The sequence below is a fragment of the Vibrio sp. Vb1554 genome, assembly GCF_033344235.1.
In genome coordinates, this window is sequence record NZ_JAWPOJ010000008.1 from 170,644 (window position 1) to 190,328 (window position 19,685).

A 19,685-nucleotide genomic window follows, 5' to 3' on the forward strand; every position below is an offset into this window, starting at 1 on the left:
ATGGGACCGTTATGGGTTGACGTTGCGGGGTATGAACTGACCGCTGAAGACAAAGAAATCTTGGAGCATCCTACGGTTGGTGGATTAATTCTATTTGCTCGCAACTATCATGATAGCGAACAGCTTCAAGCACTTACTCAATCCATCCGAAAGGCGGCTAAGCGCCCGTTTTTGATCGGTGTGGATCAAGAAGGCGGCCGAGTGCAGCGCTTTCGTGAAGGTTTCTCATTAATTCCTGCTGCTGATGAGTACGCTAAATATCAAAATGGTGAAGAGCTTGCTCGTATGGGCGGTTGGTTAATGGCAGCAGAGCTGATTGCCCATGATATTGATTTAAGCTTTGCCCCGGTACTTGACCAAGGCCATCAATGTAAAGCGATCGGTAACCGTGCATTCGGTGAAGATGCCGATACCATTCTTCGCTATAGCACTGCTTATATGCAAGGAATGAAGAGTGTTGGCATGGCAACGACAGGAAAGCACTTCCCTGGACATGGTGGCGTGATTGCAGACTCACATCTAGAAACACCATACGACGAGCGCAGCGACATTTTTGAACAAGATATGGCGATCTTCAAAGCGCAAATTGATGCCGGTATTTTAGATGCCATGATGCCTGCTCACGTGATTTTCCCACATTATGATGCTCAACCAGCCAGCGGTTCTGAATACTGGTTAAAACAGGTCCTGCGTCAGCAATTGGGTTTTAAAGGTTTGGTTTTTTCGGATGATTTGACCATGGAAGGCGCTGCGATTATGGGCAGCCCAGCCGAGCGAGGTGCTCAAGCATTGAGAGCTGGTTGCGATATGTTGTTAATGTGTAATAAACGAGAAGCGCACGTTGAGGTATTAGACAACTTACAGGTTTCAACCGTGCCACTCGCGGATGGATTACTGAAAAAACAGTCATTTTCTCCAAGCGAACTTAAGCTATCTCAAGAGTGGAAAGCGGCGAGTGAAGCGATGAAACGCTTGACTAGCTAAACCTCTTGTAAAAGATTCAAAACAGCGATGAGAAGCCAAAGTTAATTATGCTTTGGCTTTTTATTTGACTGTAAATTTTAATTTACACTAAATGTTTTTTATTCTGTACGCTTGTTTTTCTTTTTTAGCCTGTTATCTTGTCGTTAAAGCTTAGTTGTCTCACCAAAGGTTTGGTTGGGTGTAAAAATAAATATACAGGTTAGAGTTATGCAGAAAAGTGAGTTGAGCAATATTAATATTATCGAAGAACAGGTTCTTATTACTCCGGAGGAACTAAAAACCAAGCTTCCTTTGAGTGAAAAAGCACGTCGCTTTATTCAAGAGTCTCGTCAAACTATCGCTAATATTATTCACAAGAAGGATCACCGCCTGCTTGTTGTATGCGGTCCATGTTCTATCCACGACGTGGAAGCGGCGAAGGATTACGCAAAGCGACTTAAAGCACTCTCTGAACAACTAAGTGACCAACTGTATATTGTTATGCGTGTTTACTTTGAGAAGCCGCGCACCACGGTCGGCTGGAAAGGCCTGATCAATGACCCACACCTAGACGGCAGTTTCGATATTGAACACGGTCTGCATGTTGGACGCGAACTTCTGGTGGAGTTGGCAGAAATGGAAATCCCGCTCGCGACTGAGGCTCTAGACCCAATTAGCCCACAATACCTGGCGGATACTTTTAGCTGGGCTGCAATCGGCGCACGTACGACGGAGTCACAAACTCACCGTGAAATGGCAAGCGGCCTGTCTATGCCAATCGGTTTTAAGAATGGCACCGATGGCAGTTTGGCAACCGCAATTAACGCGATGCAAGCTGCGTCCTCTAGCCACCGTTTTATGGGAATTAACCGTGAGGGACAAGTCGCACTGTTAACCACCCAGGGCAATGCTAATGGACATGTGATCTTACGTGGCGGCAAGCAAACTAACTACGATTCGGTATCAGTCACTGAGTGTGAGCAAGAGATGGCGAAATCTGGTCTTGATGCTTCATTAATGGTGGATTGCAGTCACGCCAACTCACGTAAAGATTACCGTCGCCAGCCATTAGTCGCGGAGGATGTGATTCATCAAATCCGTGAAGGCAATAAATCTATTATCGGTCTTATGATTGAAAGCCATATCAATGAAGGAAATCAATCTTCTGACTTAGCTCTTGAAGAGATGAAATACGGTGTATCTATCACTGACGCATGTATCAATTGGGATTCAACTGAGGCACTATTACGTCATGCACATGAAGAGCTAGTGCCTTTCTTAGAAAATCGTCTAAAGGCTAATTAATACAGGATTTAAGGAACATCAATGGCAGTTGAACTTAACGCATTACGCGATCAGATTGATGCAGTCGACAAGCAAATGTTGGAGCTATTGGCTCAGCGTTTAGCGCTCGTAGAGAAAGTTGGGGAAGTAAAAAGCGAACATGGTTTGCCAATTTATGCTCCAGACCGCGAAGCGGCGATGTTAGCTTCTCGTCGCGCTGAAGCTGAAAAAATGGGAATTCCTCCACAGCTTATTGAAGATATTCTGCGTCGAACAATGCGTGAGTCTTATGCCAGCGAGAAAGATTCCGGTTTTAAGTGTTTGAACCCTGATTTACGCTCAGTTGTTATTATTGGTGGTAATGGTCAATTGGGTGGCCTGTTTGGGCGTATGTTCAAATTGTCGGGCTACCAGGTCAAAGTTCTCGGCAGTAAAGACTGGGATCATGCGGATGAGAGTCTAGACAACGCGGGTTTAGTCGTGGTCACGGTGCCGATTCATCTAACGGAAGGGGTGATCGAAAAACTGGGGAACTTGCCGCAAGACTGCATTCTGTGTGACCTGACTTCTATCAAGTCGAAGCCTCTGCAAGCAATGTTGAATGTGCACCAAGGTCCTGTAGTTGGTTTACACCCAATGTTTGGCCCAGATGTTCCGAGCCTTGCCAAGCAGGTTATTGTGTACTGTGATGGTCGTGGTCACGAGCATTACCAATGGCTATTGCAACAGTTTGGAATTTGGGGCGCAAGCTTGTGCCAAATCGATGCACAAGAGCACGATCATGGCATGACGTTGATTCAGGCGTTACGCCACTTCACGTCGTTTGCTTACGGTATGCACCTTAGCAAAGAGAATCCGAACATCGATCAGTTGTTGAAGTTAAGCTCGCCAATCTACCGCCTTGAATTGGCGATGGTGGGACGACTGTTTGGTCAGGATCCGAACTTGTACGGTGATATCATTTTCTCTTCTCAAGAGAATATCGATATGATCAAGCGATTCCATCAGCGTTTAGGTGATGCGGTAGCGATTCTGGATAGCAGAGACAAAGCGCGATTCATCGAAAGCTTTAAGCAGGTGAGTGATTGGTTTGGTACTTATTCTCAACAATTTATGAATGAGAGCCAAAACTTACTCAAACAGGCGAATGATAATATTCATCGCGGCTAATCACGGGTCATTTAGCCGTGCAGAGTCCGAAACAAAAAGAGCAGCGTAAGCTGCTCTTTTTCGTGTTGATGGACAAATCAGTTCGTCGCAGTATTACTCGTATCTTCACTTGATACTGTGTTGATACTGGTATCGCGATAGGGTGAATTGGTTAAATTGACTTGTAGGCGTACAACGTTATCAATCAATTGAACCAAAGGTCCCCATTTCACTTTTTTCTCTTTTTCAAAGACGTCATTGAAGTTTTCTGGTGTCCACTCCATTAAGTATTGAGGGTTGAGTGCTCGTCCGAGGAAGCGTACTTCATAGTGCAAGTGTGGCCCTGTGGAGTTGCCAGAGTTACCGCATTGAGCAATGATGTCGCCTTTACTAACAAACTGACCGCTTTTCACTTTGAAGCGTTGTAGATGAGCAAAGGAGCTCATAAAGCCAAATGAGTGACGAATGGTGACATAGTTACCATAACCACGATTGCTCGGGCGAACGGTTTCCACCACACCGTCAGCCGGTGCCAGGATCTCTTCTCCTCTTTTACAAGTCAGATCGATACCAGTATGAACATGCCTCTTACCTGAAATCGGATTAATACGACTGCCGTAAGAAGAAGAAATACGTTGGTATGTGACTGGACTGTCATTTGGTATCAAACGGAACATCGTCGCGCGAACAGCAGAATCGATAGCGGCTGCGTCAATTCGCTCCTCTAACCCCATGCTGTTCTCATCGATCATCAACTCTTCGTCTGCGAGACCTAAAACCGATTCAACGTCGAATACCCGTTTGCCCAATAGCTGAATTTGATTGTTTTTGTCCGTCAAAGATTGGGAAAGCGAATGATTGGTATCAAGCTGCTCTTCGTAAAGAGCCGTCACTTCGGCCTTTTCACTTTCCAGTTTGGCGATGATTTGTGTTAGTTCGTCTTTATTGTGCATCTGCTGCTGATTAAGGTACCACGCGCCACCAACGACGGCGGGTAATGCCAATACTGAAGCAAATACTGCTAGGACCGAACTGCGGCCCAAATAGAACTGCTGATCGCCGTCTTTCGTCGGGATCTGCATGATGATTTTTTTAGACATAGTTATTGTTACTTAAATAGGCGTTCATTTATTTTTCTCCTAAAAACCAGAGAGGTGCTCTAACTCTCGATTCAGAAGGTCGTTATTGCCTACATTCAATTCTATAAATCGTTTTAGTTGGCTAATGCTTTCGATGTCTATCTTAGCGATCTTCAACCTAACCTCACACTTAGAGACATTCACAATTTGCGCTTTTAACGTAATCACTTGTTCGGATTGATCAAATGAAAAAGTCACATGGACTGGAAGGGTTGGATCCAAAGCCTCAGTCTCTTCCACTTTCATGAGTAAACCATGCAAGGAAAGATCTTGAATCCTAGCTTCAATTGCCAAGTCACGTTGTTCTATCTTAGCTGGAGCTTGATGGAGAATACGTGAAAAGCGTCGTCTCTCTGTCATATGAATATTCTCGTCAGGTCGTCAAACAGAATTGAATAGTATATCAATACGAACAAAAAATGTTCGATTGTTGTTTGAAAAGTGTCGAAGTCGCTACAGAGTGACGTAAGTGCAATGTCATGTTCTTAACGAACGAGACGGGCTAATGAGCTCTTTTTATAACAAAGAAAACAAAGGCCGCTATGATAGCGGCCTTTGTACAAATTACAATCAAACTTTGTGGGTTGCGATTACTTCGCAATACGCTTGTATTTGATACGGTGTGGTTCTGCGGCTTCAGGACCCAATGTTTTCTTCAACCAATCCATGTACTCTGTGTAGTTACCTTCGTAGAAGTTAACTTGGCCTTCGTCACGGTAGTCAATGATGTGGGTAGCGATACGGTCAAGGAACCAACGGTCGTGCGAGATAACCATTGCACAACCAGGGAACTCTAGTAACGCTTCTTCTAGAGCACGCAGTGTTTCAACGTCAAGGTCATTGGTTGGTTCGTCGAGTAGCAACACGTTACCGCCCGCTTTAAGCAGCTTCGCAAGGTGGACACGGTTACGCTCACCACCCGATAGTTCACCAATAATCTTTTGTTGGTCACTGCCTTTAAAGTTAAAGCGTGAACAGTATGCACGAGCTGGGATTTCGAAGTTGTTGATCTTAATGATATCAGCACCTTCAGAGATCTCTTGGAATACGGTTTTAGAATCGTCCATGCTGTCACGGAACTGATCGACCGATGCCAGTTTTACTGTATCGCCCATCTCAATTGTGCCCGAGTCTGGTTGTTCAGTACCACTTAACATCTTGAATAGCGTCGATTTACCTGCGCCGTTAGCACCGATGATACCAACAATTGCACCTTTAGGGATGCTGAATGACAGGTCATCAATCAGAACTCGACCGTCAAATGACTTGGTCAGGTTCTTCACTTCAATAACCTTATCACCTAGACGCTCACCTGGTGGGATAAATAGTTCATTGGTTTCATTACGTTTTTGGTGATCAGAGCTTTGCAGTTCTTCAAAGCGAGCCATACGTGCTTTTGACTTCGCTTGACGACCTTTAGGGTTTTTACGTACCCACTCAAGCTCTTTCTCGATAGTCTTTTGGCGAGCACTCTCTTGGGAGGCTTCTTGTTGTAGACGAGCGTCTTTTTGCTCCAGCCATGAGGTGTAGTTGCCTTCCCATGGGATACCTTCACCACGGTCCAGTTCTAAGATCCAGCCCGCAGCGTTATCTAGGAAGTAACGGTCGTGGGTGATGGCTACTACGGTACCTGTGTAATCCACTAAGAAGCGCTCTAGCCAAGCCACTGATTCTGCATCTAGGTGGTTGGTAGGCTCATCAAGCAGTAGCATGTCTGGCTTAGAAAGTAGCAAGCGACAAATAGCCACACGGCGGCGTTCACCACCTGATAGGTGCGCAATTTTTTGGTCCCATTCAGGTAAACGAAGTGCGTTTGCCGCACGCTCAAGCGCATTTTCTAGGTTGTGGCCATCTTTCGCTTGGATAAGGGCTTCTAGCTCGCCTTGCTCTTTTGCAAGTGCGTCGAAGTCTGCATCTGGTTCAGCGTATGCTGCGTAGACTGCGTCCAAACGTTTCAGAGCGTCAGCAACGTCAGCAACCGCTTCTTCAACAACTTCACGAACGGTTTTTGATTCGTCTAATACTGGTTCCTGAGGTAGGTAACCTACGTTTAGACCAGGTTGTGGACGCGCTTCACCGTCGATATCCGTGTCGATACCTGCCATGATACGTAGCAGTGTGGATTTACCTGCACCGTTCAGACCTAAAACACCGATTTTCGCACCAGGGAAGAAGCTCAGAGAGATGTCTTTAAGAATTTGACGCTTAGGTGGCACAATTTTGCTCACCCGCGACATGGTATATACGTATTCAGCCATTGCCGATCGTTCCTAAATTAACTGTCATTCAAACCCATCATTTTATACCAAGTGCTTTGTTTTTGTTACCGCATTGCAAGAATTTCCCTAACGAATGGATTTCTTATTTTGAGCTGACCGGAAACTTACACGGTTAGGGTATACACTTTTGTTATTCGTTAAGAATGACGAAGTGTTTTCTATGCGAGTTAGAAACGCTTTGTCTCCATCGTCTTAAAAGTTTGACGAGTACAATTTTTAATACACTAAGTTGCTTTACATGGACATCTGCATTCTGTGTAAATAGATGCATGTGTGAAAATTGCCTTAACATCACATGAACTCTAACAAAACTAGGCTTTAGGGCAGTATATGTCTGGGGAAAATGACACAAATGAGATTCAACGTATCTGAATTGGCTAAAAACGTATGCTGCGCCGCCGCGTTGTGTGCTATGAGTTTGAGTGCTAATGCCGCGCTGAGTTTGGAAAAGCAGCGCGAAGTATATGAGCAAGCTCAAGATTTATTAGATAAAAATGACATCGACGGATACCTTTCGATTCGTCCTAAAATTTCTGACTATCCACTAACGCCTTATGTGGATTACCGCACTTTTATTAGACAGTTACCGGAAAAGTCACCACAACAGGTGAACGAGTTTATTTCTGAGCACGAGTCTTTTCCATTTTCTCGTCGAGTTCGCGCTCCATACCTCAATCATCTTTATAAGCAAAAAGATTGGAAAACCATTACTGAGTTTCAAAAAGTCATTCCTAGTGGTGAGCGTTACCAATGTATTTTCTACGTCGCTCAATTAAAGCAAGGCAAGAAAGTCGCGGCGTTTAAAGGGGCTGAACATATGTGGTTACGTGGCATCAGCATTGCTGATGAGTGTGACCCATTATTTGAAGCATGGGACAAGGCGGGTGAGCGTACCGATGAACTGATTCTACAGCGTATGTTACTGGCGTTTGATGCTCGTAATGGCGGTTTGATGAGTTACTTGCTCAAACTGCCTAAATCCGCGCAGGCAAAGCAACAAGCCAAAGAAATGAAAGCGTTGTTTGATAATCCTTCAAGTGTTGCGGAATTCGCGAAGAAAAAACCTGCGAATGATTTTAATCGAGCGCAAAGTGAATATGCGTTAGAAAAGTTGGCTCGCATGAACACTAGCCAAGCACAAGGTGCGTACGATGCCGTCATTAAAGGACAGAAGTTTTCTCCAGAAAAAGCGCAAGAACTTGCCGACTATATTGCATTTCGATTGACTCGTACGGAGTCTGAGTCATTAGCTAAATGGCGCGATGATAAAACGAAAACCAGTCAGTACTTACCGTTGATTGAAACGCGCATCCGCTTAGCGATTCAAAATGCAGATTGGAAAGGCGTACAAGAGTGGATTGCTGTTCTAAATAAAGAAGAACAAGCCACGCTACGCTGGCAATATTGGCTTGGAAGAAGTGAAATTGCGTTAGGTGATGACATCGCGGGGAAACAGCGTTTAGCAACTCTGCTTGGGCAACGAAACTTCTACAGTGTGGCTGCCGCAAATGCAATCGGACAATCAATCAAATACCCAACGCATACGGTTAAGTTGGATAAGAAAGTTGTTCAACCCTATCAAGACTCGTTAGCTCGTATCGAAGAGTTGATCGCGACGGATAAAATCGCAGCAGCGAAGAGTGAATGGGCACACTTACTGCGCCGCGTAGGAAAAGATGAAAAGGCGATGTTGGCGGCTTATGCATCATTTAAACGTTGGCATAACCTAACGGTGACCGCGAGTATTCAAGCGCAGATGTGGGATAATATCGAACTTAGGTTCCCAATAGCACACCGCTGGTGGTTTAACTTTTATGCGAAAAAGCACAACATTGATCCCGTCACGATGATGTCTCTCGCTCGACAGGAAAGTGCGTTAGATGTTGAAGCCCGCTCTCCAGTTGGCGCTCGTGGTCTTATGCAGATCATGCCTGCGACGGCGAAGTACACGGCACGTAAATATAAGTTGAGTTATCAAGGTACGCAGGACCTCTACAATGTAGGAAAAAATATCGAAATTGGTAGCCATTATTTGCAAGGTTTATTAGAGGATTACGATAATAATCGTATTTTTGCTCTTGCTGCTTATAATGCAGGTCCTAACAGAGTAAAAACGTGGCGAGAGCGTACCCAAGGAAAAGTGGATGCTTATGCCTTTATTGAGGCAATTCCATTTAAAGAGACGCGCGGTTATGTACAAAACATCTTGATGTTTGAAACATACTATCGTGATCTTTTGGGTATCGATGGCGCGTTCTTGAATCAACATGAGATCAATACCAAGTATTGAGTGAGGTAACTTGATGTCGCACGAACCCGAGTACAAAGACTGGCAACAGATTATTGAGCTAATTCGAACAAGTATGGGCACCCAGCAAGATGACATGCTGTTAACTATGCTGATGTCACGTGATGAGAGAGAGTCATTAATATCACGCGTTAATATAATTAACGAACTTCTTAAAGGAGAATTATCTCAACGTCAGATCAGTCAGATGCTTGGTGTGGGCATTGCCACCATTACTCGTGGCTCTAACGAACTAAAGTCGAAATCTGATGAAGAAAAAGACAAGTTGAAAGTCTTGTTAGAACAAGTTGCAGTATCTAAGTAGACAGTATATCCAATTTGCTTTTAGGCCTTGGTGTTACAAGTGACTAAGATAACGTATTACAAAGGGCGGAAATATCCGCCCTTTTGCGTATCTAGAGAATAGGCTGAGTGTTATAAATTTGAAGGAAAGTGCTCAGGGTTTGTGAATGGAATTAAAGCCAGAATCAAGGCTTGGTGATAGACCGAGCTTCGAGTTAGCTGGTTTTGGGTTAGCAGGCTAATAGCGCCACCTTTCTGTTTGATATTATCAGTACCAAACACTTCGTCCATTACATCTCCCAATTCATTCGCATCCTTGAGTTTTTCCAAGACTTTTGGCGGCAACATTAAGCTTGCAGAACGAGATTCACCGCGGTGAGTCTCTGATTCAACCACCATCCAAGCAAACGTCACGTTTGCTTCAATTCCCGCTTCGAGACCGACATAGTAATCCGCGTTTGGCATCTCTACTTTTGCGTTTTTAACGCGGTTTAGCGCACCACGATGAGTTTCTTCATTCGTCATGGGCTGATCTGCAACCTCACTCGGTACACTGATGCCAACGAAGTTGAATTCTTGATGCGGAAATGCATTACGAAATGCACTTTGAACTGCATTAATTTTGGCTGGGTTTAGCGATGCGATTACGACTTTTTGGGTTGCCATGATCTTTTTACTCACTGGTGTCTATTAACTCAATTTTACTTGCGTAGGCTTTACGTTCTCACTCGGGTAACAGCCTAATACTTTCAAGTGCTTAGTGATTTTTGTTAGCTCTTCAAGTGCCTGTTGCATTTCTGTCGAAGCAAGATGTGATGTCAAGTCTACGTAGAACATCTCTTCCCACGGGTTCCCCATAATTGGGCGTGATTCCAGCTTGGTCATATTGATGCCGTAACGTTGCAGCACTAATAGTGTTTCAACCAATGAGCCTGCCTCTTGGGAGGTCGACATGATCAATGTGGTTTTTGCTGGAATCTGAGTAGAAACTTCAACCGGTTTACGAGCAACCACGATAAAGCGAGTATGGTTTTCGGTTTGGTTTGCGATGTTGCCTTGAATTGCTTGCAAGCCATATAGCTTACCGCTTGATGCATTACCAATTGCAGCCACATCATCACGATCCATCTCTTGGACTTTCTGCATTGCATCTGCTGTGCTCGCGCAGGATTCCAGCTTTACCCCTTTCATACGGCTTAAAAACTCACTGCACTGTTGGTGTGGCTGAGGGTGAGAATACAGCGTTTTAATATCTTCCAGACGAATGTCTTTTTTCGCAACCAAGCAGTGTTCGATTGGTTGAGTTAGCTCTCCAACGATGTAAAGCGTCGTGTGTTGTAGTAAGTCATACACTTCATTAATAGAGCCTGAGCTGGTGTTTTCGATTGGCAGAACGCCATAATCAGCATGGCCAGATTCAACCGTTTGAGTCACTTCTTTAAAGTGCTCGCAGTTGAGCTCGATAAGCTCCGTATTTTTACGACTGAAGTATTCGCGACTTGCCAAGTGCGAATAAGAGCCTTTGGCTCCTAAAAAAGCGACGCGAGCAAGTGGCTTACGGCTTTGCTGTGGGTTAACGAGATTTTGCAGATAACTTTGTTGAAGCAGAACTGAGTCTTCAATGATGGTATGGAAAAGTTTGGTGATGTACTGCGCGTCAAGTTCGTATTTATCTTGGCCATTAGAAATCAGCTTGACCAATAATTGCTGTTCACGGACGGCGTCGCGAACAGGCTTTGAGGTTTGTACTTTGCTTTTGGCTACTTCAATGCTGAGTTTACGGCGCTCAGACAATAAGCTGAGAAGTTGGTCATCCAACTCATTCAAGCGTAAACGAATTTCTTCGAGGGAAATAGGTTGGTCAGTCATCAATTCTTTCCTTATAAAAAAGCCTCCCGATTTGGGAGGCTTTCTGTTTGTTTTTGACTTTTCTTTCACAAACGAGTTCGCCCCTCCAACTATGGGAGGAAAAAGAAGTCAAAAATAAACAGTGAGGTTAAATGCATAAATAGTGCTTAATTTATGAGTGTTTAAACACAATAAGCAAGGCTGGGGAGAGCGTCAAGCAAAAAAATAGCGCCTTTCGGCGCTATTTCCTCAATCTGTTCAGTTTACTCTTCTTCTTCCACTAGCTCAGGCTTACTTGCACGTCGAGCTTCAGGTTTGTGGGTCAGCTTGTTCAATTGTCGTTCTAGTTTTTGCTCCACTTCGTTGATAGCTGCGTAAAGATCTTCGTGAGTTGCTGAGGCAATGAGCTGGCCTTTAGGAACTTTGATAACCGCTTCGAATTTCTTCTGTTTGTTTGGTTCCTCACTGAAAGTTGCTTGGCAACCAATTAGGTCTACTTGCCATTTCTCCAGTTTTTTAAATTTGCTCTCAATATGAGCTCGGATTGCAGAGGTGATTTCGATGTTTTTGCCAGTGATATTCATTGTCATAAGTGTTTTTCCTCTGTTGCATCCCTCATGGGTTGAGTTCAGATTACCGCTTTAAGCATAAAAAAATGTGATTCAGATCATTATTTTGCTCGGGTTTTTTATGATGAAAAATGAATGTGATCTCACTCAAGAACTTCTGAGATTTATCGTGAAATTGCTTGTTATCGGTTAGTAAATCCGTAGATTGGGTAGAGTACTCAGCTGAAAACGGCCTCGTTTTTAGGGAAGTTTTACGGCCTAATATTTGAGGTGGTTAAAATTTAACTACACGTAAGGTGTGATGACGATCACTGAGTCTTTCCAATGAATCCATTTAAAAAGCCGCTTACTGTACAAGCGGCTTTTTACTGTCTGGCATTTGGCTGACTTTTCGTAGCGGTATCATGAAAATGGGGTCTTTTGGGGCTAGTGAAACCCTTTCTAGACTTTTGACTTGGTCCAAGCTTTCTAGTTGTTTGTATATTATGTAGTAGCGATTAATGCTTGTGACGTACCCAACCGTTGAGCTTAAACTTTTCCGCATAACGACTTCCACGTTATTAAACCAAACATTAGGATCGTAACCTTGTTGGGCTGCACGCTTACGAATACGCTCTACATTGCCGGGGCCCGCATTGTAAGCCGCCAATGTAAAGTAGAGTTTATTTTGTGCAGTAATATCAGGATCACTGAAGTACTGCTTACGCAAAAAAGCTAAGTATTTCACTCCAGCATGAATGTTGTTTTCTAATTGTCGAACATTTTTGATATTGATATTCGGATCTTGAGCGGTGCTGGGTAGGACTTGCATTATGCCAACGGCACCTCGGCTTCCAACTAGGTCGTTATTAAATCCTGATTCCTTGTAAGCGATTGCAGCGATCAGTAAATAGTCGATATCGTATTTCTCACCATAGCGTGAAAATAGCGCTGCGAGTTTTTCTAGTTGAGCAATTTTCTTAGGGTTAAGAGCTCTGTTCAACCATCCCGTGTTATCGATGTATTTACTGTAAATAACGTTACCGAGTAGTGTCCCAGAGCGAGACTTCTGGATGAACTTATTCACGACGGCTTTTAATTTGGGACTATTTTCTCGCATTGCCCAAGCAATTTTGCCATTTTTGCGGATAGGGATTTTTTTGTGAACCCGAATATCATCCATCACTTTCAGCCAAAGCTTGGCTTTATGGCTATCGAGAACAATGGCTTTGACGTAACCATTGTTGAGCATTCCGACCAGCTCATAATCTTGAAGTGTTTCTTCAATAAAGTGCACGATAACAGGCGGTAAGCCTTTTTTGTTTAGTTTCTTATTTAGTGTCTGAATGCTTTCAAAGTAGCTAGAGCTGGCGCGCACCCAAATCTCTTTGCCGCTCAGTTGTTCGATTTTCGTCATCGTTGGTGTACTTTTGTTTGTCACTACCCACTCTTGAATGTCAGTGAGAATGGGTGAACTGAACTCCACTTTCTGTTTGCGCGTGTCGGTAATAGTCAGGTTGGCGACAACTAAGTCACCTGAACCGTTTTCTAAGGCTGGCAGTAGCTGGTCGCGGGCAACAGGAATAATTTGTACGTTAAGCTTTGGTTTGAGTTTACGAAGGTCTTTTTCGAAATGCGCCAGCAATTCCGCGCCTATGCCTTTTGGTGTGCCGCCCTCAATGTAGTAAAAGCCTAAATCAGCAGAAACTAAGACGCGCAGTACATTCTTCTCCTTGATGACATCGAGGTCTCCGGTATAAGGAGGCTGTTTGAGCGGCGAGATTTGCAGTGCGCAAACGGAAGCAGACAATAGGAGCAGCATAACTGCGCAAAGCTTAGATATCGTCACGTTCACATCCTTTTTATAAAGGGGGGAGGAGAACTTTAAGCATATGTGGAGCTAGGAAGATCATCAAGAAAGGGCTGAATACACTATTGAGAGTAATAAAAAACCGCCACGGTAAAAACGGTGGCGGTTCAGTTTAAAGCAAGTTCAATTACTTCACAGGGTTGAGCTCGATAAGCTTTTCAGTTCTTGCTACGGCGTCTTCCAAACCAAGTTGCTTGTAGGCCTCTAACTGGATAGTCAGTGACTTACGTGCAGCTTCTGTGTCTGGATACGCTTTTTGTAGCTCTTGGCTGCGATTAATAGCAGCGACCCAAGCTTCACGGCGAAGGTAGAAGTCAGCAGTCGCTAAATCATAGTTCGCTAGACGGTTTTTCAGCGCGACCATACGTTTTTGTGAATCTTCTGCATATGGGCTATTCGGGTAGCGTTGAAGTAGTTTTTTGAAGTCATCAAACGCTTTTTTTACCGGTTCAGGATCGCGATCGCTTCGATCTACGCTGAATAAATCATGCATAAAGTTACGATCTTGCGCCATGTGGCTTAGACCTCGCATGTACAGCACCCAGTCCATCTTTTCATGGGTTGGGTTTAAACGCATAAAGCGAGAAATGGTTGCCAAGCCCAAAGCAAGGTCGTCGTTTTTGTAGTACGCATAGATTAGGTCAAGCTGCACCTGTTCTGAGTAGGCACCGAATGGGTAACGTGAGTCTAATGCTTCCAGTTTCTCAATTGCAGAAAGCCAATTACCACTTTGAAGAGAAATCTGTGCGTCTGCATACAGTTCCGAAGGCGGCACATCAGGAACGATTTCTTCTTTGCTTGCACATCCAAACAGAAGGGATACCGCTAAAAGGCCTGTTAAAGTCTGACGTTTCATATCAGGAGTCTGTTCCTTGAATCTAAATATTTCTTAAGCTGCCGTTACTTTTTTTCCAGTAACAGATACAATGACGTAATAGTCTATTTTTTCACAGTCGTGAGCATTAGTCTCACAGTTTTTAAAAAAGTTCGATATGGCTCAGCAGATTGTATTAACAAATACCGTAAAAGATAGCCAGTTAGGTCAACGTTTAGACCAAGCTATCGCCGAATTATTCGCGGACTTCTCTCGCTCGCGCCTAAAAGAGTGGCTGCTTGATGGGAAAGTTCAAGTTGATGGTGAAGTTGTCACTAAACCTCGTACCAAAGTAATGGGTGGCGAGGAAATTACATTGCAAGCCGAGTTAGAAGATGAAGAACGTTGGGAAGCGCAAGATATCCCGCTAGATATCGTCTATGAAGATGAAGATATTATCGTTATCAACAAACCTCGTGACTTTGTGGTTCATCCGGGCGCTGGTACGCCTGATGGCACTGTACTTAATGCGTTGTTGCATCATTACCCTGATATTGCAGAAGTACCTCGTGCAGGTATCGTGCACCGTTTGGATAAAGACACCACGGGTTTGATGGTGGTGGCGAAAACCGTTCCTGCACAAACTCGTCTGGTTCGCGCACTGCAAAAACGTAATATTACTCGTGAGTACGAAGCGATCGCTATTGGTCGTATGACTGCGGGCGGTAAAGTGGATCAACCGATTGGTCGTCACTCTACTAAGCGCACGCTTATGGCGGTAGCACCAATGGGCAAACCAGCAGTAACGCACTACCGTGTTGCTGAACGCTTCCGCGAACACACGCGTATTCGCTTGCGTCTAGAAACGGGTCGTACGCACCAGATTCGTGTGCACATGTCTTACCTTCAGCATCCGTTGCTCGGTGATATTGCATATGGTGGACGTGCTCGCATCCCGACAGGTGCGTCTGAAGAGCTAACGGCAATGATCCGGGGCTTCGATCGCCAAGCATTGCACGCAGTAATGCTGCGCTTTGAGCACCCAATTACGGGCGAAGTTCTTGAGTTTCATGCTCCAGTGCCTGATGACATGGTTGTGATGACTGAAGCGCTTCGTCAAGATACAGAAGAGCACGGCTTACCGGAAGAATTCTAATATGAAGACGATCATTCCGAATTGGCCAGCGCCTAAAAATGTCAAAGCTTTCGCCTCAACACGCATAGGCGGATTTTCGACAGGCCCTTACCAAGGGCTAAATTTAGGTACTCACGTTGGGGATGATTTGTCTTTAGTAGAGAAGAACCGAGCTTGGTTGGCGCAACAGGCAAGCATGCCAAATGCGCCAATCTGGTTAAACCAAACGCATTCAACCGTTGTGGCTCAAGCAAATGAACCAACAACACAGGTGCTTGATGCGGATGGTGTATTTACTTCTTCAAGCCATGTTGTATGTTCAGCGATGACCGCCGACTGTTTACCTGTATTATTGACTAATACACAAGGTACGCAAGTAGCCGCTGTTCACGCAGGTTGGCGCGGCTTAGCAAATGGCATTGTCGAAAATGCGTTAGCGTTGTTTTCTGGTGAAGTGATAGCGTGGCTTGGCCCCGCCATTGGCCCTCAAGCCTTCGAAGTGGGTGAAGATGTTCTGCAAGCTTTTGTTGATTTTGATTCACAGGCGAATCAAGCATTTGCTCCACGCGATATCGACGGTAAATGGTTTGCTGACATGTCGGTGCTGGCAACGCAACGTTTAAACCGAGCTGGTGTGACACAAGTGTTTGATTCTGGACTTTGTACTTACCAAGATAAAGCCTCTTTTTACTCTTATCGCCGTGATGGTAAGACTGGTCGACAAGCAACCTTTATTTGGATCGAAGACTAGCTATAAGCACCAAAGTGCTAAGATGCATACTACTATTTTTGCAAAGCTATCTTTATTCATTCACTCCCTTGAAATTCCCCTCCTGAGTATCCATCTTTCTAACTGTCAAAAGAATTTCCTTTAGTTGAGGTTAGGAAGGTAGATATGCGTCTTGATCGATTCACAAGTAAGTTTCAAATCGCTATCTCTGATGCTCAATCACTAGCGTTAGGGCGCGATCATCAATATATCGAGCCAGTTCACCTCATGGTGGCTTTGCTTGATCAAAATGGCAGTCCAATTCGTCCATTGCTTACTATGCTGGATGTGGACGTAACGCATTTACGCTCTAAATTGAGTGAAATGTTAGATCGATTACCAAAAGTCAGTGGCATCGGTGGGGATGTTCAGCTCTCTAGCTCGATGGGCACATTGTTTAACCTGTGTGACAAAGTGGCGCAAAAGCGTCAAGACTCCTATATCTCGTCTGAAGTCTTCCTGCTTGCCGCTTTAGAAGATCGCGGACCATTGGGGCAATTGCTCAAAGAGATCGGCTTAACAGAGCAAAAAGTCAGCCAGGCAATCGAAAAGATCAGAGGTGGTCAAAAGGTCAATGATCCGAATGCAGAAGAGCTTCGTCAAGCATTGGAAAAGTTCACCATAGACCTTACCGAACGTGCAGAGCAAGGTAAATTGGATCCGGTTATCGGCCGTGATGATGAAATCCGTCGTACTATCCAGGTATTGCAGCGTCGTACTAAAAACAACCCTGTGATTATCGGTGAACCAGGCGTAGGTAAGACAGCAATTGTTGAAGGCTTAGCGCAGCGCATAGTTAACAATGAAGTACCTGAAGGTCTGCGTGGTCGCCGTGTGCTATCACTGGATATGGGCGCACTGGTTGCTGGCGCGAAATACCGTGGGGAATTTGAAGAGCGTTTAAAATCAGTATTGAATGAACTTGCTAAAGAAGAAGGCAACGTCATCCTCTTCATTGATGAACTACACACTATGGTCGGTGCTGGTAAAGGTGAAGGCTCAATGGATGCGGGCAACATGCTAAAACCGGCATTAGCTCGTGGTGAGCTGCACTGTGTTGGCGCAACAACATTGGATGAATATCGTCAGTACATCGAAAAAGATGCAGCATTAGAACGTCGTTTCCAAAAAGTGCTGGTGGATGAGCCGACCGTTGAGGATACCGTGGCGATTTTACGTGGCTTGAAGGAGCGTTATGAGCTTCATCATCACGTCGAAATTACCGACCCAGCGATTGTTGCTGCGGCGAGTTTGTCACATCGCTATGTCTCCGACCGTCAGTTGCCGGATAAAGCGATTGACTTGATTGACGAAGCGGCTTCAAGCATTCGTTTACAAATTGACTCTAAGCCAGAGTCCTTGGATAAGCTTGAGCGTAAAATCATCCAACTCAAAATTGAGCAACAAGCACTAAGTAACGAGCACGATGAAGCGAGTGAAAAGCGTTTGAAAGCGCTTAATGAAGAACTCAATGAAAAAGAACGTGAGTACGCTGAACTAGAAGAGGTTTGGAATACAGAAAAAGCAGCTCTTTCTGGCACTCAACATATTAAGTCTGAGCTTGAACAAGCTCGTATGGACATGGAGTTTGCTCGCCGTGCTGGCGATCTAAACCGTATGTCGGAGCTTCAATATGGTCGTATTCCTGAACTTGAGAAGCAGTTAGATCTTGCAACCCAAGCTGAAATGCAGGAAATGACGCTATTGCGTAATAAAGTAACCGACAACGAGATTGCAGAAGTACTTTCTAAGCAAACCGGCATTCCGGTATCCAAGATGCTAGAAGCGGAAAAAGAGAAACTACTTCGTATGGAAGACGTGCTGCATAATCGTGTGGTAGGGCAAAGCGAAGCGGTCTCTGTTGTATCGAATGCCATTCGTCGTAGTCGAGCTGGGCTTTCTGATCCAAACCGACCAATTGGCTCCTTCTTATTCTTAGGTCCAACTGGTGTGGGTAAAACAGAGCTTTGTAAGACACTTGCGAGCTTTATGTTCGACAGTGAAGATGCGATGGTCCGTATCGATATGTCTGAGTTCATGGAGAAACACTCAGTGGCAAGGTTGGTTGGTGCTCCTCCAGGCTATGTCGGATATGAAGAGGGTGGTTACTTAACTGAAGCGGTTCGTCGCAAGCCGTATTCGGTAATTTTGTTAGACGAAGTAGAGAAAGCGCATCCGGATGTATTTAACATTCTGCTGCAAGTTCTCGATGATGGGCGTTTAACGGATGGTCAAGGTCGTACTGTTGACTTCCGTAATACGGTTGTGATCATGACATCTAACTTGGGTTCATCTCGTATCCAAGAGAATTTCGCAACATTAGACTATCAAGGTATCAAGAGTGAAGTGATGGATGTGGTTAGCAAACACTTCCGCCCAGAGTTCTTGAACCGTGTTGACGAAATCGTGGTGTTCCATCCACTTGGTCAAGAGCACATTAAGTCCATTGCTTCTATTCAATTGGAACGTTTGGCGAAACGACTAGAGGAGAAAGGCTATCAACTAGAAGTTTCCGACAAAGCGCTCGACTTGATCGCTCAAGTTGGTTTCGATCCTGTGTATGGTGCGCGTCCTTTAAAACGTGCAATTCAGCAGAATGTCGAGAACCCGTTAGCCAAATCAATTCTTTCTGGTGAAATCGTTCCAGACAAGACAGTGCAGCTAATTGTTACTAATGACCAAATTTGTGCTCATCAATAATTGTATGGATACAGTAAAATTGAGATAAAAATCACACTAAAGGGGCCGTTTGGCCCCTTTTCTATAGTTTTTTAGAGTCTTTTGTCTGTTTTCTATACGAATAAACTAAAAAGGTGAGTTTTTTTAAAAAATGCACTTGTGTTCTTTAATGAACTCCCTATAATGCGCCTCCGTTGTCACGGGAAAGCAAGTGAAGCGGAACCTAAACAACTACGGTTAGTGAGTTAAAATTAACTCGCAGATAAATAACTTAAAAAAGTGTTTGACACGATAAGTTATCTAGCTAAAATAGCCGTCCACTTTGAAGAGAACTTCGAAGTGTGCTCTTTAAAAATATAGACCTATCAATCTGTGTGGGCACTCGTTGATGATAATCCAATTAGATATTTCTTTCTTAACGGAAAGCGGTATCAAATTAGGTTTCAATGAAACGAAGTGACCATTGAATCGAAAGATTCAGCACAGTCAATTCAAACATTACTTTATGTAATGTTCAGTATTCATTGAGCCGAACAAAATCTTAAATTGAAGAGTTTGATCATGGCTCAGATTGAACGCTGGCGGCAGGCCTAACACATGCAAGTCGAGCGGAAACGA

Annotated in this window: 16 protein-coding genes, 1 rRNA gene and 1 other annotated feature; of the genes, 9 read left to right on the top strand and 8 right to left on the bottom strand. The window is 44.3% G+C overall.

The window, feature by feature from the left end; all coding sequences use genetic code 11:
• From nagZ to tyrA, 3 genes are all read left to right on the top strand, one after another.
• On the top strand, positions 1–984 hold the full coding sequence (nagZ, locus tag R8N28_RS09430; protein WP_065274194.1) for a beta-N-acetylhexosaminidase: 984 nt from the start codon (positions 1–3) through the stop codon (positions 982–984).
• 207 nt (positions 985–1,191) lie between these two features.
• A complete protein-coding gene (locus tag R8N28_RS09435; RefSeq protein WP_005381904.1) occupies positions 1,192–2,268 on the top strand; it encodes a 3-deoxy-7-phosphoheptulonate synthase in 1,077 nt (358 codons plus the stop codon).
• Positions 2,269–2,289: 21 nt separating this feature from the next.
• Positions 2,290–3,417, top strand: a complete 1,128-nt coding sequence (tyrA, locus tag R8N28_RS09440) for a bifunctional chorismate mutase/prephenate dehydrogenase (RefSeq protein ID WP_065274195.1) — start codon at positions 2,290–2,292, stop codon at positions 3,415–3,417.
• A gap of 77 nt (positions 3,418–3,494) precedes the next feature.
• On the opposite strand, the gene R8N28_RS09445 is transcribed toward tyrA, so the two are convergent.
• From R8N28_RS09445 to ettA, 3 genes are all read right to left on the bottom strand, one after another.
• Positions 3,495–4,496: a M23 family metallopeptidase gene (locus R8N28_RS09445; protein ID WP_005381900.1), complete on the bottom strand. Its 1,002-nt coding sequence runs from the start codon at positions 4,494–4,496 to the stop codon at positions 3,495–3,497.
• Between the two features lie 39 nt (positions 4,497–4,535).
• Complete coding sequence (locus R8N28_RS09450; RefSeq protein WP_065274196.1) at positions 4,536–4,895, bottom strand: PilZ domain-containing protein; 360 nt, start codon at positions 4,893–4,895, stop codon at positions 4,536–4,538.
• A 230-nt stretch (positions 4,896–5,125) separates the two neighbouring features.
• Positions 5,126–6,793, bottom strand: a complete 1,668-nt coding sequence (gene ettA, locus R8N28_RS09455) for an energy-dependent translational throttle protein EttA (RefSeq protein ID WP_005381894.1) — start codon at positions 6,791–6,793, stop codon at positions 5,126–5,128.
• A gap of 364 nt (positions 6,794–7,157) precedes the next feature.
• Between ettA and sltY the strand changes: the two genes are divergently transcribed.
• Positions 7,158–9,104, top strand: coding sequence for a murein transglycosylase (gene sltY, locus R8N28_RS09460; RefSeq protein WP_031777190.1), 1,947 nt, complete (start codon positions 7,158–7,160; stop codon positions 9,102–9,104).
• A 13-nt stretch (positions 9,105–9,117) separates the two neighbouring features.
• Positions 9,118–9,426, top strand: a complete 309-nt coding sequence (gene trpR, locus R8N28_RS09465; protein ID WP_005381892.1) for a trp operon repressor — start codon at positions 9,118–9,120, stop codon at positions 9,424–9,426.
• 110 nt (positions 9,427–9,536) lie between these two features.
• On the opposite strand, the gene yjjX is transcribed toward trpR, so the two are convergent.
• From yjjX to bamD, 5 genes are all read right to left on the bottom strand, one after another.
• The gene (gene yjjX / locus R8N28_RS09470) at positions 9,537–10,070 is read right to left on the bottom strand and encodes an inosine/xanthosine triphosphatase (RefSeq protein WP_005381891.1); all 534 of its coding nucleotides are present in this window, start codon (positions 10,068–10,070) and stop codon (positions 9,537–9,539) included.
• Positions 10,071–10,094: 24 nt separating this feature from the next.
• The gene (pheA, locus tag R8N28_RS09475) at positions 10,095–11,273 is read right to left on the bottom strand and encodes a prephenate dehydratase (RefSeq protein ID WP_017636154.1); all 1,179 of its coding nucleotides are present in this window, start codon (positions 11,271–11,273) and stop codon (positions 10,095–10,097) included.
• A 12-nt stretch (positions 11,274–11,285) separates the two neighbouring features.
• Positions 11,286–11,407 (bottom strand) — a sequence feature (Phe leader region).
• 108 nt (positions 11,408–11,515) lie between these two features.
• Positions 11,516–11,842 (bottom strand): ribosome hibernation-promoting factor, HPF/YfiA family, encoded by a 327-nt coding sequence (hpf, locus tag R8N28_RS09480; RefSeq protein WP_005381889.1) that lies wholly within the window; start codon positions 11,840–11,842, stop codon positions 11,516–11,518.
• 325 nt (positions 11,843–12,167) lie between these two features.
• Entirely contained in the window at positions 12,168–13,649 is a 1,482-nt protein-coding gene (locus R8N28_RS09485) for a lytic transglycosylase F (protein WP_311764764.1), read from the bottom strand.
• A 148-nt stretch (positions 13,650–13,797) separates the two neighbouring features.
• Positions 13,798–14,526, bottom strand: a complete 729-nt coding sequence (gene bamD / locus R8N28_RS09490; RefSeq protein ID WP_005381876.1) for an outer membrane protein assembly factor BamD — start codon at positions 14,524–14,526, stop codon at positions 13,798–13,800.
• Positions 14,527–14,662: 136 nt separating this feature from the next.
• Between bamD and rluD the strand changes: the two genes are divergently transcribed.
• The 4 genes from rluD to R8N28_RS09510 all read left to right on the top strand — a co-directional run.
• On the top strand, positions 14,663–15,640 hold the full coding sequence (gene rluD / locus R8N28_RS09495; protein ID WP_005381875.1) for a 23S rRNA pseudouridine(1911/1915/1917) synthase RluD: 978 nt from the start codon (positions 14,663–14,665) through the stop codon (positions 15,638–15,640).
• Position 15,641: 1 nt separating this feature from the next.
• Positions 15,642–16,370: a peptidoglycan editing factor PgeF gene (pgeF, locus tag R8N28_RS09500; RefSeq protein WP_005381874.1), complete on the top strand. Its 729-nt coding sequence runs from the start codon at positions 15,642–15,644 to the stop codon at positions 16,368–16,370.
• Positions 16,371–16,514: 144 nt separating this feature from the next.
• Entirely contained in the window at positions 16,515–19,088 is a 2,574-nt protein-coding gene (clpB, locus tag R8N28_RS09505; RefSeq protein WP_005381873.1) for an ATP-dependent chaperone ClpB, read from the top strand.
• A gap of 522 nt (positions 19,089–19,610) precedes the next feature.
• Positions 19,611–19,685, top strand: a 16S ribosomal RNA gene (locus tag R8N28_RS09510); the annotation flags it as partial.